General features: G+C 69.6%; 18 protein-coding genes. 9 read left to right on the plus strand and 9 right to left on the minus strand.

Annotated features, from left to right (window positions below):
* Nucleotides 1-76 precede the first annotated feature (76 nt).
* From ABD716_RS02845 to ABD716_RS02855, 3 genes are read right to left on the minus strand one after another with little or no spacing between them, the layout of a single operon-like run.
* Nucleotides 77-847, minus strand: a complete 771-nt coding sequence (locus tag ABD716_RS02845; RefSeq protein WP_344773595.1) for a pyrimidine reductase family protein — start codon at nt 845-847, stop codon at nt 77-79.
* A 41-nt stretch (nt 848-888) separates the two neighbouring features.
* A complete protein-coding gene (gene folP / locus ABD716_RS02850) occupies nt 889-1,809 on the minus strand; it encodes a dihydropteroate synthase (protein ID WP_344773597.1) in 921 nt (306 codons plus the stop codon).
* Nucleotides 1,806-3,050 (minus strand): NAD(P)/FAD-dependent oxidoreductase, encoded by a 1,245-nt coding sequence (locus ABD716_RS02855; RefSeq protein ID WP_344773599.1) that lies wholly within the window; start codon nt 3,048-3,050, stop codon nt 1,806-1,808. The genes folP and ABD716_RS02855 overlap by 4 nt, the downstream gene beginning before the upstream one ends.
* Before the next feature lie 96 nt (nt 3,051-3,146).
* On the opposite strand from ABD716_RS02855, the gene ABD716_RS02860 reads away from it, so the two are divergent.
* From ABD716_RS02860 to ABD716_RS02870, 3 genes are all read left to right on the plus strand, one after another.
* Entirely contained in the window at nt 3,147-3,839 is a 693-nt protein-coding gene (locus ABD716_RS02860; RefSeq protein ID WP_344773601.1) for a response regulator transcription factor, read from the plus strand.
* Nucleotides 3,840-3,909: 70 nt separating this feature from the next.
* Nucleotides 3,910-5,682, plus strand: coding sequence for a sensor histidine kinase (locus tag ABD716_RS02865; RefSeq protein ID WP_344773603.1), 1,773 nt, complete (start codon nt 3,910-3,912; stop codon nt 5,680-5,682).
* A gap of 131 nt (nt 5,683-5,813) precedes the next feature.
* The gene (locus ABD716_RS02870) at nt 5,814-6,110 is read left to right on the plus strand and encodes a WXG100 family type VII secretion target (protein ID WP_344773605.1); all 297 of its coding nucleotides are present in this window, start codon (nt 5,814-5,816) and stop codon (nt 6,108-6,110) included.
* A gap of 113 nt (nt 6,111-6,223) precedes the next feature.
* On the opposite strand, the gene groL is transcribed toward ABD716_RS02870, so the two are convergent.
* From groL to ABD716_RS02895, 5 genes are all read right to left on the minus strand, one after another.
* Nucleotides 6,224-7,843: a chaperonin GroEL gene (gene groL, locus ABD716_RS02875; protein ID WP_344773607.1), complete on the minus strand. Its 1,620-nt coding sequence runs from the start codon at nt 7,841-7,843 to the stop codon at nt 6,224-6,226.
* A gap of 217 nt (nt 7,844-8,060) precedes the next feature.
* The gene (locus ABD716_RS02880) at nt 8,061-8,264 is read right to left on the minus strand and encodes a cold-shock protein (protein WP_344773609.1); all 204 of its coding nucleotides are present in this window, start codon (nt 8,262-8,264) and stop codon (nt 8,061-8,063) included.
* Nucleotides 8,265-8,426: 162 nt separating this feature from the next.
* The gene (locus tag ABD716_RS02885; protein WP_344773611.1) at nt 8,427-9,011 is read right to left on the minus strand and encodes a LytR C-terminal domain-containing protein; all 585 of its coding nucleotides are present in this window, start codon (nt 9,009-9,011) and stop codon (nt 8,427-8,429) included.
* 46 nt (nt 9,012-9,057) lie between these two features.
* On the minus strand, nt 9,058-9,315 hold the full coding sequence (locus ABD716_RS02890) for a DUF3263 domain-containing protein (protein WP_344773613.1): 258 nt from the start codon (nt 9,313-9,315) through the stop codon (nt 9,058-9,060).
* Between the two features lie 16 nt (nt 9,316-9,331).
* Nucleotides 9,332-9,841: a GNAT family N-acetyltransferase gene (locus ABD716_RS02895; RefSeq protein ID WP_344773615.1), complete on the minus strand. Its 510-nt coding sequence runs from the start codon at nt 9,839-9,841 to the stop codon at nt 9,332-9,334.
* A 51-nt stretch (nt 9,842-9,892) separates the two neighbouring features.
* Between ABD716_RS02895 and msrB the strand changes: the two genes are divergently transcribed.
* From msrB to ABD716_RS02915, 4 genes are read left to right on the plus strand one after another with little or no spacing between them, the layout of a single operon-like run.
* Entirely contained in the window at nt 9,893-10,312 is a 420-nt protein-coding gene (gene msrB / locus ABD716_RS02900) for a peptide-methionine (R)-S-oxide reductase MsrB (RefSeq protein ID WP_344773617.1), read from the plus strand.
* Between the two features lie 34 nt (nt 10,313-10,346).
* On the plus strand, nt 10,347-10,751 hold the full coding sequence (locus ABD716_RS02905; RefSeq protein ID WP_344773619.1) for a TOBE domain-containing protein: 405 nt from the start codon (nt 10,347-10,349) through the stop codon (nt 10,749-10,751).
* The gene (gene modA, locus ABD716_RS02910) at nt 10,748-11,539 is read left to right on the plus strand and encodes a molybdate ABC transporter substrate-binding protein (RefSeq protein ID WP_344773621.1); all 792 of its coding nucleotides are present in this window, start codon (nt 10,748-10,750) and stop codon (nt 11,537-11,539) included. The genes ABD716_RS02905 and modA overlap by 4 nt, the downstream gene beginning before the upstream one ends.
* Nucleotides 11,536-12,411 (plus strand): ABC transporter permease, encoded by an 876-nt coding sequence (locus tag ABD716_RS02915; RefSeq protein ID WP_344773623.1) that lies wholly within the window; start codon nt 11,536-11,538, stop codon nt 12,409-12,411. The genes modA and ABD716_RS02915 overlap by 4 nt, the downstream gene beginning before the upstream one ends.
* On the opposite strand, the gene ABD716_RS02920 is transcribed toward ABD716_RS02915, so the two are convergent.
* The gene (locus ABD716_RS02920; RefSeq protein WP_344773625.1) at nt 12,392-13,012 is read right to left on the minus strand and encodes a helix-turn-helix domain-containing protein; all 621 of its coding nucleotides are present in this window, start codon (nt 13,010-13,012) and stop codon (nt 12,392-12,394) included. The two genes, ABD716_RS02915 and ABD716_RS02920, sit on opposite strands and share 20 nt — an antisense overlap.
* Nucleotides 13,013-13,170: 158 nt before the next feature.
* Here ABD716_RS02920 and ABD716_RS02925 point away from each other — a divergent pair, with 158 nt between their 5' ends.
* Complete coding sequence (locus ABD716_RS02925) at nt 13,171-14,589, plus strand: uracil-xanthine permease family protein (protein WP_344773627.1); 1,419 nt, start codon at nt 13,171-13,173, stop codon at nt 14,587-14,589.
* Nucleotides 14,586-15,302: a cysteine hydrolase family protein gene (locus tag ABD716_RS02930; RefSeq protein WP_344773629.1), complete on the plus strand. Its 717-nt coding sequence runs from the start codon at nt 14,586-14,588 to the stop codon at nt 15,300-15,302. The genes ABD716_RS02925 and ABD716_RS02930 overlap by 4 nt, the downstream gene beginning before the upstream one ends.
* Nucleotides 15,303-15,317: the final 15 nt, after the last annotated feature.

The following is a 15,317-nucleotide window of genomic DNA, read 5'->3' on the forward strand; positions in this document are numbered from 1 at the left end:
CTGGTCCCCGCCCTGGCGCTGCCGCTGCAGGCCATGGTGATAGGACACGCGTGCTTCGAAGGCTAAGGGTGCGCGGTTACGCCGGTGTTTCGTCTCTGACGTAGCGCAGCAGCAGCGTCGAGTCCGAGCGCAGCACCTGAGCGAGGCGCATGCCCTGCGGGTCCGAGGGCACCGCCCCGGTCACCCGGCCCGCGTCGCCGCCCTCGAGCGTCGCCGTCACCGTCAGGCAGATCTCGTCGATCGCCCCGTCGGCGAGCATGAGACCGGCGAGCGTCGGGCCGCCCTCGCAGTGCACGCGCAGCAGGCCGCGCCGCTGGAACTCCTCGAGCAGGAACGACGACTCGACGAGGTCGACGCCGGCCACCACGACATCGGCGACCTCGCTGAGCGCCTGGAAGCGGTCGTCGGGGGCGTCGGCCGTCGTCAGCACGATGGGGCGCACGGGCGCCTCGGCGAAGATCGGCGAACTCGGGCCGAGGCCCAGCTCTGCCGAGACGATCGCGAAGACCGGCTGCGGCGTGCGCCCGTGGGCGACCCGCCAGGCGGCATCCTCGTCGGGCAGCCGCATCGCCCCGTAGCCCTCTTTGCGCACCGTGCCCGCCCCGACGAGCACGACATCGGCGAGCCGGCGCAGCAGATCGAACACGCGGTGATCGGCCGGGTCCTGCAGGCCTCCGCTCGTGCCGTCGCGCGTCACGGCCCCGTCGATCGAGGCGACGAAGTTGAGCCGCACCCACGGCCTGCCGTCGGCGTGCACCGCCCCCTCGTCGTACCAGTCCAGCAGCTGCTGGTCGTCGGCGTCGGCCACTGCGGTCGGAGTCAGCCGGTCGATGCGCGCAGCCGTCACGCGTTCTCCTCTGCGTTCATGCGCGCGCCCTGCTGCCCGCGTCAGTCACGATTCACCTCGGACATGTTGTGCACCAGCCTTCCGGCCGGCGCCCGCCACCCCAGAATGGCCTCTGTCATGCGCACGGCGGCGACCGACTCGCGCACGTTGTGCATCCGCACGATGCGGGCACCCTGCGTGATCGCGACGACGGCTGCGGCGAGCGACCCCTCGACGCGCTCGCCCCGTGGGGCATCCAGCGCCTCGCCCACGAAGTCCTTGTTCGACACGGCCGCGAGCACCGGGTAGCCGAGTTCGGCGAGCTCGGAGAGCCGCCGCGTCAGCTCGAGCGACTGCAGAGTGTTCTTGTTGAGGTCGTGGCCCGGGTCGACGATGAGGCGGTCGGGTGCCACGCCCGCGTCGATCGCATAGGCGACCCGCTCGGCCAGGAACGCGCCGACCTCGGCGACCACGTCGCCATAGCTCGGTCGGGCGAACTGCGTGCGCGGCCCGGCGCCGCGGGCGGCCGCCAGCGAGTGGGTGACGACCAGCGAAGCATCCGTCGCGGCCACGACGCGCGCCAGCTCGGGGTCGTGCAGCCCGGTGGTGTCGTTGATGACGTCGGCGCCCGCCTCGAGCGCCGCGCGGGCGACGCGCGCGTCGAAGGTGTCGACCGAGATCACGACGTCGCTCGCGGCCCGCACCGCGGCGATCACCGGCACGACGCGCCCGATCTCGTCGGCGGCGGCGAGCGCGGGGCCGGGGGCGAACGGCACTCCCCCGATGTCGACCCAGTCGGCCCCGGCATCCGCCGCGGCGACGCACGCGTCCACCGCGGCATCGAGCCCGAAGGTGCGGCCCTTGTCATAGAACGAGTCGGGCGTGCGGTTCACGACCGCCATCACGGCCACCTGGCGCGAGAAGTCGAAGGTGCGCGCGCCGATCCGGCGCACGGGGTCGCGCAGCGGCGGGCTGTAGATCATGCCTCGAGAATGGGCACGTTCGGGTCGGTCAGCCTTCCGACGTCGACCGTGCGACCGCTGCGGATGAGGGTCTGGATGTCGTCGGAGACATCCCACACGTTGACGTTCATGCCTGCCACGAGCCGCCCGCCCACGAGCCAGAACGCCACGAACTCGCGGCCGTCGACGTCGCCGCGGAACACGGGCTGCGTGTCGGCGGCGAGCGGTGCGTAGCCCGCGTACTCCATGCCGACGTCGTACTGATCGCTGTAGAAGTACGGCACGTCGTCGTAGGCCACGTCCTGCCCGAGCATCGACTTCGCGGCCGCCCGCCCGCTGCCGATCGCATTGGCCCAGTGCTCACTGCGGAAGCGCCGGTCGAGTGTCGGGTTCATCGGGTTGGCCACGTCGCCCGCCGCGTACACGAGCGGGTGCGAGGTGACGAGGGCGGCGGACGCCAGCACGCCGTCCTTCACGTCGAGGCCGGCGTCTTCCGCGATCTCGACGTTCGGCACGGCTCCCCGGCCCACGATCACGATGTCTGCGGGGATGACCTCGCCGTCGTTGTCGGTCTCGACGCCCGTGACCACCGGGCCGCCGGGGGCGTCGCTCGTCCTGAGCGCCCGCACCTCGCGCTGCAGCTTGAACTGCACGCCGCGGTCGCGGTGGATCGCGCCGTAAATGGTGCCGAGCTCGGGCCCGATGCCGCCGGAGAGCGGCACGGCGGCTCGTCCGATCACGGTGACGTCGTTCCCGTAGCCGCGTGCGGCCGCCGCCGTCTCCATGCCGATCCAGCCGGTGCCGAGCACGACGACCTTGCGGCCGCCCTCGCGCAGCGCGTCGCGCAGATCCTCGCTGTCGTCGAGCGTGCGCAGGTAGTAGACGCCGGATGCCTCACCCCCCGGCAGCTTGAGGGGGCGCGGCTTCGCGCCGGTCGCGATGAGCGCCTTCTCGAAGTCGATCGACGACGTCTCGTCGAGGATCACCTGGTTGTCGACCAGGTCGAGTTCGACGGCGAGGGTTCCGGTGAGCACGTGCACGTCGTGCTCGTGGTACCAGTCCCAGGGGTGCAGGTACGTCTCGGCAGGCTCTTTCGCCGGGTCGTTCAGGTAGTCCTTCGACAGCGGCGGCCGCAGGTAGGGCAGGTGGCGCTCGGAGCCGACGACCATGACGTCGCCGTCGTAGCCCTCATCGCGCAGCGTCTCCGCAGCGGTGGCCGCGGCCAGGCCGCCGCCGATGATCACGAAGCGCCGAGTGGTCATGCTCCGAGCCTATTCCGCCCAGGGCATGCGGTGCCCATACGCGGCGTTCAATCAGCTCCCTGGTGGAATCCAGGAAACCATCAGAGAATGGTGGACATGAACGCAGGACCTCGAATTCTGATCGTCGACGACGAGCCGAACATCCGCGATCTTCTGACCACCAGCCTCCGCTTCGCGGGCTTCGCCGTTCGAGCCGTCGCCAACGGCGCGCAGGCCATCTCGGCCGTGCTCGAAGAGGAGCCCGACCTCATCATCCTCGACGTCATGCTGCCCGACATGAACGGCTTCGGCGTCACCAAGCGCCTCCGCGGCGCGGGCTACACCGCGCCGATCCTCTTCCTCACCGCGAAAGACGACACGGAAGACAAGATCACCGGCCTCACGGTCGGCGGCGACGACTATGTCACCAAGCCGTTCAGCCTCGACGAGATCGTCGCGCGCATCAAGGCGATCCTGCGCCGCACCATGCAGGCCGACGACGACGCCATCATCCGCGCCGGCGAGCTCACGATGGACCAGGACACGCACGAGGTCTTCGTCGGCGATGTGCCGATCGAGCTCTCCCCCACCGAGTTCAAGCTCCTGCGCTACCTGATGCTCAACCCGAACCGCGTGCTGTCGAAGGCGCAGATCCTCGACCACGTCTGGGAGTACGACTTCAACGGCGACGCCGGCATCGTCGAGAGCTACATCTCGTACCTGCGCCGGAAGGTCGATGCGCACTCGAGCGAGCCGCTGATCCAGACGAAGCGCGGCTTCGGCTACATGCTGAAGGCGGGCAAGGCCTAGGGATGCCGCAGGGCGGGCATCCCCGCCCACGCAGGCCGACCCCAGTTAGCCGGAGTAGCTTTCGTCACCTATGCACCGGTCACTTCTTGCAGCGTGGAACGCCGTATCGCTGCGCACGAAGATCACGGGAGTGACCGTGCTGGTGCTGACCTTCGGCCTGCTGCTCACGGGTATCGGCACCACGCTGCTGTTCAAGCCCGTGCTGATCTCGCAGCTCGACCAGCAGCTCGAGGCGGCGTCGACCTCGTCGAGCATCAACGCCATGCTCGACAGCGAGTCGCAGGGCAATGACCAGGTCAGCCCCGACGGCGAGTCGAGCACCTACTTCCTCGCCATCTACGACGCCGACGGCAAGCTCCTGGGCTACAACTGGCGGTCGAAGGCGAGCTCGCTTCGGCCCGCCGTCAGCACGAGTCTCTCGAGCGAGCTCGCGAAGGCCTGCCACGCGGGCGACAGCTTCAACCTGGCTAGCAACGACGGCACCGTGCAGTACCGTGCGCGCTGCGTGACGGTCAGCTACTCGGCCGACAATCAGCCCGGCTCGGCCATCGTCGCCACGTCGACGGGGTCGATCGACGTGCTGATGGCGGCGTACCTCACGATCTTCCTCGGCTTCGGCGTCATCGTGGTCGTGGTGGGCGCCGTGCTCACCCGCATGCTGGTCACCACCACCTTCGCGCCGCTGCGGCAGGTCGAGCGCACCGCGGCCGCGATCGCCGACGGCGACTTCAGCCAGCGCCTCGGCGGCGCCGAGCCGAACACCGAGGTCGGCCGCCTCAACCGCTCGCTCAACACGATGCTGTCGCGCATCGACCGCGCCTTCAAAGACCGCGCGCGGACCATCGAGCAGATGCGCCGCTTCGTGGGCGACGCCAGTCATGAGCTGCGCACCCCTCTCGTGTCCGTGCGCGGCTACGCCGAGCTGTACCGTATGGGCGCCCTGCAGGACGAGGCGGCCGTCGCCGGCGCCATGGAGCGCATCGAGAAAGAGGCACTGCGCATGGGCGGCCTCGTCGAGGACCTGCTCGAACTGGCGCGCCTCGACGAGACGCGCCCCCTGCAGCTCGCGCAGGTCGACCTGCTGCCGCTCGCGTACGACGCGGCGATGGATGCCCGTGCCGCGCACCCCACCCGGCAGTTCGGCGTCCTCGTCGAGCTGCCGCCCGCACCGCCGCCCGCCCCCGGCCCCTCCGCCAGCGAGGACCCGACGCCGACCCAGGTGCTGCCGGTCGTCGGTGCGCAGCCGCCGCAGCAGGCGGCGACGGGCCTGACGCGGGTGGCGCAGCGCAGCGGCATCCGCCTGCCGCAGCGAACCGCCGGCGAGCCAGGGAACGGCCCGACCGGGCCGATCGGTTTCACGGCTACGGCGCTTGCGCGCCTGCGCCGCCGCGGCGGGCGCCGCGCCGAGGAGATCGCGATGGCCGAGACGATGCCGCTGGAGCTCGAGGACATTCCTGAGCCGCACACCATTCCGGCGCTCGTCATGGGCGAGGAGAACAAGCTGCGGCAGGTGATCGCGAACCTCATCGGAAACGCGGTGCGCTACACGCCGGACGGCTCGCCGATCGAGATCCGCGTCTCCGCCGACCTCGAGACGCGGCGCGCGTCGGTCGAGGTCGTCGACCACGGCGAGGGCGTCCCGCCGCAGATCCGCGACAAGATCTTCGAGCGCTTCTGGCGCGCCGACACCTCGCGCACGCGCGAGACCGGCGGCAGCGGCCTCGGCCTTGCGATCGTGACCTCGATCGTGCACGCACACCGGGGCTCGGTCGACGTCGTCGAAACGCCCGGCGGCGGCGCCACGTTCCGCGTCTCGCTGCCGCTCGCCGACAGCGCCGCCTGAGCCGTCTTCCCCAGCACAGCCGGCGAGGGCGGCCGGCTGTGCACAATCCACGGCTTCTCGGCGATGGCGGATTCCGCGGCCGGGCTAGCGTCACGGCATCCGTTGTCTCCACACCACTCACGGAGGAAGCCATGACGACGTTCCAGGTCGACAGCACCGCGGTGCTCGACGCAACCCGTTCCGCCCAGGCCACGCTCGAGCAGCTGCGCGGCGATGCGGCGCACCTGACCGCGACGCTCACCGCACTGCAGGGCTCGTGGTCGGGCCAGGCCGCAAGCGCTTTCCAGCAGGTGCTCGCCAACTGGACGACCACGCAGCGCACGATCGAGACGCAGATGGCGCAGCTGCAGCAGGTGCTCGCCTCGGCCGCCCAGCAGTATCAGGAGAGCGAGCTGCGGAACTACCAGATGTTCGCCGCGGGGCTCTGAACCGCGCCGGGCATGTGACACATCCCGGGCACACGAAAGGGGCGCCCCCGTGCGGGAGCGCCCCTCTTCGCTGGTTACGTCGTTCTCTTCAGAGACGTTGACGCGGTGCGGACTTAGAAGTCCATGCCGCCGGTCGGGTCGGCGGCCGGGGCCGCGACCTTCTCGGGCTTGTCGGCGACGACGGCCTCGGTCGTGAGGAACAGGCCGGCGATCGACGCGGCGTTCTGCAGCGCCGAGCGGGTGACCTTGGCCGGGTCGAGGATGCCCTGGGCGAGCAGGTCGCCGTACTCGCCGGTCGCGGCGTTGAGGCCGTGGCCGACGGGCAGCTCGGCGACCTTGGCCGCGACGACACCCGGCTCGAGGCCGGCGTTGGTGGCGATCTGCTTGAGCGGGGCCGAGATGGCGACCTTGACGATGTTGGCACCGGTGGCCTCGTCGCCCGTCAGCTGCAGCTTGTCGAACGCCTTGGCGCCCGCCTGGATCAGGGCGACACCGCCACCGGCGACGACACCCTCTTCCACAGCGGCCTTGGCGTTGCGGACGGCGTCCTCGATGCGGTGCTTGCGCTCCTTGAGCTCGACCTCGGTGGCCGCGCCCGCCTTGATGACGGCCACGCCGCCGGCGAGCTTGGCGAGGCGCTCCTGCAGCTTCTCGCGGTCGTAGTCGCTGTCGGTGCTCTCGATCTCGTTGCGGATCTGCTGCACGCGGCCGGCGATCTGGTCGGCGTCACCGGCACCCTCGACGATCGTGGTCTCGTCCTTGGTGATGACCACCTTGCGGGCCTGGCCGAGCAGGTCGAGCGTGACGTTCTCGAGCTTGAGGCCGATCTCCTCGGAGATGACCTGGCCGCCGGTCAGGATCGCGATGTCCTGCAGCTGGGCCTTGCGGCGGTCGCCGAAGCCGGGGGCCTTGACGGCGACCGACTTGAAGATGCCGCGGATCTTGTTGACGATCAGCGTGGCCAGGGCCTCGCCGTCGACGTCCTCGGCGATGATCAGCAGCTGCTTGCCGGCCTGGATCACCTTGTCGACGATCGGCAGCAGGTCCTTGATGTTGCTGATCTTCTGGTTGGCGATGAGGATGTAGGGCTCCTCGAACACCGCCTCCTGGCGGTCGGGGTCGGTGACGAAGTACTGCGACAGGAAGCCCTTGTCGAAGCGCATGCCCTCGGTCAGCTCGAGCTCGGTGCCGAAGGTGTTCGACTCCTCGACGGTGACGACGCCCTCCTTGCCGACCTTGTCGATCGCCTCGGCGATCAGCTCGCCGATCTCGGGGTCAGCGGCCGAGATGGACGCGGTCGCAGCGATCTGCTCCTTGGTCTCGACCTCCTTGGCGCCGGCGATGAGCTCTTCGGTGACGGCCGCGACGGCCTTCTCGATGCCCTTCTTCAGGCTGATCGGGTCGGCGCCGGCGGCGACGTTGCGAAGGCCCTCGCGGACCAGCGCCTGGGCGAGAACCGTCGCGGTGGTCGTGCCGTCACCCGCGACGTCGTCGGTCTTCTTCGCGACCTCCTTGACGAGCTCGGCACCGATCTTCTCGTACGGGTCGTCGAGCTCGATCTCCTTGGCGATGGAAACACCGTCGTTCGTGATCGTGGGGGCGCCCCACTTCTTCTCGAGGACGACGTTGCGGCCGCGGGGGCCAAGCGTCACCTTGACGGCGTCGGCGAGCGTGTTCAGACCGCGCTCGAGGCCGCGACGCGCCTCCTCGTCGAAAGCAATGATCTTTGCCATGGTTGTTTCTCGTCCCTCCCGGACGTAGCAGCGAAAGATGTCGTTAGCACTCAAATCGCACGAGTGCCAAGAGCGATTCTGGCACTCTCACCACACGAGTGCAAGAAATGACGGGGCATCCGTCACACAGGGCAATGGCGACCAGAAGCTGCCCGGCACGCAAAGAGCCGCCCGGCGCGATGCCGAGCGGCTCCTGGTAAGTACGAGAAGCTGCGCGCTAGGCGAGCCGCACGGACTCCGCCTGAGGGCCCTTCGAGCCGGTGCCGACCTCGAAGACGACCTGCTGGCCTTCCTCGAGGCTCTTGTACCCGCTCATGTCGATCGCCGAGTAATGGACGAACACGTCCTGTCCCCCGCCATCGACGGTGATGAAGCCGTAGCCCTTCTCAGCGTTGAACCACTTCACGGTTCCATTCGCCATCGTTTCTCCATTGCGTGTTGCTGGACGCGCGCACTTCGTCGCATCACTGTGGCCACGATCGTAGCCATGGCATGGAGGGCGGATTCGAAAATCGACGTCGATCGGTCAAAAAGTTACGGCCCCGACAGGGTCCCGTCATATCGACGAAATACCCGGCCCGATTCAGCCCGAGTAATCGGCTCCGAGCACCACCGTCACGACCGCCCCTGCGCCCGCGAACTGGTCGGACTGGGTGACCGTCGCCACGCCGAGCGACTGGGCCACGCCGAGCGCCACGCCGCGCTGCGCCGGGTCCGAGTAGTACACGGCGGTGGTCGCGGCGTCCTGCGGCGCGTTCCCGGTCGAGATCGTCGCCCAGCCGGCGCCCTTCAGCTTCGTGGCGGCGCTCGCGGCGAGACCGGCCCGGCCGGTGCCGTTCAGCACGCTCAGCTGGGCGGAGGGAACGATGGTCGCAGTCGGCGTCGGCGTAGCGGTGGCCGTCTGCGTCGGACTCGCCGACCCGGTCCCGGTTCCCTGGGGCGTCGCCGTCTCGGTGATCGTGGGCTGCGAGTCGGAGGAGTGCCCGACGTTGCTGTCGAGCAGGTGCAGGTAGACCCACCCGGCGCCGACGATGACGAGAACGGCCACGAGGCACCAGACGAGCCACAGCAGGCCCTGCCCCCGACGACGGGGCGCGCGGTGAGCACCGACGCGCTCGAGGTCGGTCGGGACCACGTCGAAGCGGTCCTTCGGGAATTGCTGGGCCATGCGCGCTGGGGTCTGTCCTTTTGTGGGGCGGGGGTTCCGCGGCGGGTCAGTCGATCGGCCGGGTGCGGGCGGCGCGGGCTTCGCGTCGCTCGTCCCGCTGCCGCAGCAGCCGCCGCACGAGAAGGGGGTCGTAGGCGAGTGCAGCAGGGGTATCGATCAGCCGACCGAGAATCTGATAGTAACGGGCGCCGGAAAGCCCGAACTGAGAGCGGATCGCCTGCTCCTTCGCCGCGGGCCCCTGCAGCCACTCCCGCTCGAAGTCCAGAACGGCGACCTCGAGGTCGGTCAGCTCGGCGCGCGGCATGGGCACAGGCTAGCGATCACAGGGCCGCGGGCCGGCCGGCAACGCCGATGGGCGCGTCTTCTGCGCCGCCTGCCTGCCGATACATGCCGATGTGGCGGATGCCCGCCTCGAGGTAGACGTCGCCGAAGGGCTCGAACCCGGCCTTGGCATAGAGCGGCTGAGCGTACTCCTGCGCGTGCAGCACCATGTCCTGGCCGGGATTGGCGGCGATCGCGGCGGCGAGCAATCGACTGGCGAGGCCCTTTCCCCTGGCATCCGCCCTGGTCACGACCCGCCCGACCACGATGTGCGCCGCGCGGTGCTCGGGCTCGTCGTCCCAGAGCGTGCGCAGGTAGGCGAGCACCGAGCCGTCCTCGGCGGCGACCCAGTAGTGGCGCGTCGCGGCCTCGAGATCGCGATAGTCGAGCTCGGTCTCATCGACGCGCTGCTCGACGAAGAAGACATCGGTGCGCAGCTTCGCGATCTCATAGAACTCGCGAGCGCTGAGCTCGCTGAACGGCCTGACGATCACGGAACTTTCTGACACTCGGGCGAGTTTACTTAGAGGTCAGCTTCACAAGAGCAGAGAGGAACCGGCATGGGAGACGTCTCGTCCACCAACTACAAGGTCAGCAAGAGCGACGCCGAGTGGCGCGAGCAGCTCGACCCCGAGCAGTACGCGGTGCTGCGCCAGGCCGCGACCGAGCGGCCGTGGACCGGCGAGTTGCTCGACGAGGAGCGCGCCGGCATCTACACCTGTGCGGCGTGCGGCGCCGAGCTCTTCAAGAGCGGCACCAAGTTCGACTCGGGCTGCGGCTGGCCGTCGTTCTACGAGAGCGTGCGCCCCGAGGCCGTCGAGCTGATCGAGGACCGCTCGCTCGGCATGGTGCGCACCGAGGTGCGCTGCGCGAACTGCGGCTCGCACCTGGGGCACGTGTTCCCCGACGGGTTCGGGACTCCGACGGGCGACCGCTACTGCATGAACTCCATCTCGCTCGCCTTCACCCCCGAGGCCTGAGACATTCCGCAATTGCGTCACTAGAGTCTGCATTGTGACGCAATTGCGGATTTCCGAGGCCGCCGCGCTTCTCGGCGTAAGTGACGACACCGTGCGCCGCCTCGTCGAGCGCGGCGAGCTCGAGGCGAGCGCGGCCGCCGATGGACCCCAGACCGTCGACGGCGCGAGCCTCGCCCGGCTCGCGACCGAGCGGGCGAAGACGGCGCCCGAGAGCTCACCCGTGCTGAGCTCGGCGCGCAACCACTTCGTCGGCATCGTCACCCGGGTCCAGCTCGACGGCGTCATGGCCCAGATCGACATCCAGGCCGGCCCCCATCGCGTGGTCTCGCTGATCAGCGCCGAGGCGGCGACCGAGCTGGGGCTCGAGGTCGGCACGCTCGCCACGGCCGTCGTCAAGGCGACCAATGTGAGCGTCGAGACGACGGGGGCCGCGCGATGAGGCGCCGGCCGGCGCTCGCGGCCACGGCGGTGGCCGCCGCGCTGCTGCTCGGGGGCTGCTCGGCCGGGGCATCCGACAACGATTCGAAGCCCGCGACCTCGGCGGCGCCGCAGACCCTCACCGTGTTCGCGGCGACGAGCCTCACGGCGTCCTTCGACACGCTGGGGAAGGCGTTCGAGAAGGCGAACCCCGGCGTGACGGTGCGATTCGACTACGACGGCACCTCGACGCTCGTGACGCAGCTGTCTCAGGGAGCCCCGGCCGACGTCCTCGCCTCCGCCGACGAGAAGAACATGCAGACGGCCCTGGCGCAGAAGCTGATCGCGGGGAATCCGATCGACTTCGCGAGCAATGTGCTCGAGATCGCGACCGCCCCGGGCAACCCCCACCACCTGGCGGGCTGGGCCGACCTCGCCCGGCCGGGAATCAGGGTGGACGTCTGCGCCGACGGCGTGCCGTGCGGCAACGCGACGGCGGCGGTCGAGAAGGCGACCGGCGTCTCGCTGAAACCCATCAGCGAAGAGCAGAACGTGGGCGACGTGCTCGCGAAGGTCGAAAGCGGCGATGCGGATGCCGGCGTCGTCTACGTCACCGACGTGAAGGGCGCGGGCGCGAAGGTCACCGGAGTCGCGTTCCCCGAGGCGCGCAGCGCCGTGAACACCTATCCGATCGCGCAGACCGCGAACGCGGCGAATGCCGCGCTCGCCAAGAAGTTCATCGCGTTCGTCACCGGCGCGCCCGGCCAGAAGGTGCTCGCCGCCGCCGGGTTCGGCGCCCCGCCGACGTGAGCGCGCACGGGCCGGCGGGGCGACGCTCGTACCCCGCATGGCTCTGGATTCCCGCCGGCATCGGCGCCCTGTTCGTGCTGCTGCCACTCGTCGCGATCGTCGCCCACGTCGATTGGCCGCGCTTCGGGCGGCTGATCACCTCGACGTCGTCGCTCGACGCGCTGCGTCTCAGCGTCGAGACGGCTCTGCTCTCTACGCTCGTCTGCGTCGTGCTCGGGGTGCCCATGGCCGTCGTGCTCGCGCGGGGGCGCTTTCGCGGGCAGAGCATCGCGCGCGCCCTCGTGCTCGTTCCGCTCGTGATGCCGCCTGTGGTCAGCGGCCTCGCGCTGCTCTACACGGTGGGCAGCCGCGGCCTGCTCGGGCCGGCGCTGCAGGGTCTCGGGCTGCAGGTGCCCTTCTCCACCGCGGCGGTCGTGCTCGCGCAGTCGTTCGTCTCGCTTCCCTTCGTCGTCATCAGCCTCGAGGGCGCACTGCGCACCGTCACCGCGGCGCACGACGAGATCGCCTTCGCCTACGGCGCGAGCCGCACGCAGGTGCTGCTCAAGATCACGCTGCCGAGCCTCGGCCCCGCGCTCGTCTCGGGCACCGTACTGTCGTTCGCGCGCGCGCTCGGCGAGTTCGGCGCGACGATCACCGTGGCCGGCTCGCTGCAGGGGGTGACGCGCACGCTGCCGCTCGAGATCTACCTGCAGAACAACCTCGACCCCGACGCCGCCGTCGCGCTGTCGCTGCTGCTCGTCGTCCTCGCGCTCGTCGTCGTGTTCGCCGCCGGGCGGCCGTGGCGCCGCGCCGTGCGGGCCGAGCTGCTCGACGCGTTCAACGGCGAAGGAAGCAAGCCGACGCCGGACCTCGTCACAGCCGGCGGAGGTTGATCCAGACCGCCCGCGCCGGACGGTCTGACACGTTGCTCACGAGGTGCGCGCGCCGAGCACTGAACTGGGCGACGTCCCCCGCTGCGGCGGCGAAGATCTCGCCGCCGAGTTGCAGTTCGAGCTCACCCTCGAGGACCACGCCGATCTCATCGCCTGGGTGCTGCGACGGCGTCCGTGCGTGCGACGTGTGCGGCTCGAAGTCGTCTACGTAGACCTCGATCCCGAGGTCAGCACGATACGCGGCGGTACGCCGGTGCAGGCCCCCGTCCGTGACGTCGCGGATCTGGTCCCGGAACTCGACGATCGGCGAGTCGTCCGCACCGCTCTGCGCAAAGAGCGTGGTGATCTGCACCCCGAGCGCCCGAGCGATGGCATGGAGGGTTCCGAGCGACGCCGTCGTCCGGCCACGCTCGACAGTGCTCAGCATCGACAGGCTCAGCGACGTGCGCTCGGCGAGGTCCTGGAGTGTCAGCTCGTTCTTCAGGCGGAGCGCCCGGATCCGCTCGCCGATGCCGGCGACGACCGCGTCGAGGTCGTCGTCGTCCGGCCTCGGTGTCGTCGTCGCGGTCCCGTCCGCGCTCGCCGGGGTCGATGCTTGCATGCGTCCATCTTCGTAGTCGCACGCCTGTCTACGACAACCCCCGCGCAGTGTTCACACGCGTTCACACGGGGAAACACAGCTGCAACAATGTGGACGTAATTTTTCCCATCAGAGTGAAATCTACCCCATTCCCCGAGGACTCCCGCAGAGGACACCTGATGACCACGCATGCCGCTCCCCCTCCCGCGCCCACCGACGCTTCGGCGCCTCCCGTTCTGTCGGTGGGCTTCAGCGAACGGTTGCCAGCCGGCCGCACCGCGCTCTTCGCCGTGCAGCACCTCCTCGCGCTCACGGGCATCTGGGTCTTCCCGAACGTCATCGGCTCCGCGCTGAAGTTGTCCTCCGACCAGGTTGCACTGATGATCCAGGCGTGCTTCCTGCTCACCGGATTGGTGACGATCCTGCAGTCCAGCCGCGTGCTGAAGCTCCCGATCGTCCAGGGTCCGACCGCCGCGTTTATGGTTGCGATCATCTCCTCGGGCGCCGCCTACGGCCTCGGGACGGCCTTCGGGTCGATGGCGATCGCGGGCCTCGTCTTTATGCTGTTGACGATCCCGCTCAAGCGCTTCGGGTTGTTCGGGCACGTCAGTGCGTTCGTGTCCTCGCCTATAGTCCTCGGCACGCTCTTCGTGATCATCGGGGCGCAGCTCGCGTCGATCGGGGCCGGCGGGTGGTTCGGCACGTCCGGATCCCCGTCCTACGGCGTGCTCGCGCTGCTCGTCACGGTCGCGACCGGGCTGATCGTCCTGCTGTGCCTGGTCCTCGGCACCGGCATCCTGAAGCGCGGGGCCGTCTTCTGGGGCATCGTCGGCGGCAGCGTCGTCGCGCTCCTCGTCGGGCAGTGGTCGTTCCCCGACCTCTCCGCAGCATCTCTGGTCGGCGCACCGCACCTTCTGCCGTACGGGTTCGGCGTCTCTCTGCCCGTCGTCGTCCTGATGCTCGTCGCGTTCCTCCAGGCTGGAACCGAATCGATGGGGATGTACACGATGATCGCGAGCTGGGGTGGCGAAACCGTTGACACCGCCCGGGTGAACCGCGGCCTCTTCGCCGAGTTCACCGGCACCGTCCTCGGTGCGCTCTTTGGCGGCATCGGCACGACGTCGTATCCCGAGAACGCGGGGATCGTCCGGGTCTCAGGAGTCGGCAGCCGATTCGTGACGATGACCGCGGGCGGTATCGCCGTTGCGCTGGCCTTCTTTCCGCCGGTCAGCCTGTTCCTCGCCGGGATCTCCGGTCCGGTCCTGTCCGCGGCGACGACGATCCTGTTCGGGATCATCGCGGTGAGCGGCATCCAGATGCTCGCCGCGGTGCGCTGGGACGACCTGAACCTCGCCGTCGGGGCCGTTGCCTTCATCGTCGCCCTCGGCTCCCAGTTCATCCCCACCGCGATCTCCTCGGCGCTGCCGTCGTCGGTCGCCACCGTCGTGACGAGCCCGATGATGATGGGCATGTTCCTGCTGCTGGGCCTGCACGGGGCGATCAACCACGGCGTCCGACCGCTCCTCGCTCGTCGCGGACATCCGCGAAGGCTGATCGCGCCCATCGTCACCCGCACTGAAGGGAACACCCCCGCATGACCACGATCAGCGTCCACGGCACTGTGCGCAGCGCCGATCCGCAGGGGGCACTTCGCGACTGGTTCGATCCCGCTCACACCGCGATCGTCTCGATCGACATGCACCAGGGCCACCTGTCGGAGGACCCAGACTGCCCGTGCCCCGCGCCTCGCGGCCGGTCGATTGTCCGACCGATCGACGACTTCCACCGGGCGGCTCGCGCGCTCGGAGTCCCGGTCGTGCACGTTCGATCCGAGCTCCGCGCCTCCGGCATCGACGACGTCCGCGGCACGTCCGACAGCGCGTGGAGGACGACCTTCCCGCAGCACGTCGGACCGATCCCGGGAGCCCCTGACCATGCGCTCGCCGGCAGCCGGTGGACGCGCTTCGTGACCGAGGTCGAGCCACAGGACGAGATCGTGACCGGAAAGAAGCGGCTCTCCGCGTTCTACCCGACGGACCTCGACTTCCTGCTCCGCCAGATGGGCGTCCGCGCAGTGGCGCTCGACGGCATCATGGCGGACTGCTGCGTGCTCAACAGCGCGTTCGACGCATCGAACCTCGGGTACCGGGTGACCGTGCTGTCGGACCTGGTGCGCGGCACCGACGAGGGACTGGAGCGCGCCGCGCTATCCATGGTGTCACTGCATCTGGGCGTCGTGACCGAGTCCACCGAAATGCTCGCCGCCTGGGCGTCCGCGGCGGTCGATCGGCCCGCGCGCCGCATCGTGTGACGCCGTCGTCTGACG

It is taken from the genome of Gryllotalpicola kribbensis (genome assembly GCF_039538245.1).
Classification (GTDB): domain Bacteria; phylum Actinomycetota; class Actinomycetes; order Actinomycetales; family Microbacteriaceae; genus Gryllotalpicola; species Gryllotalpicola kribbensis.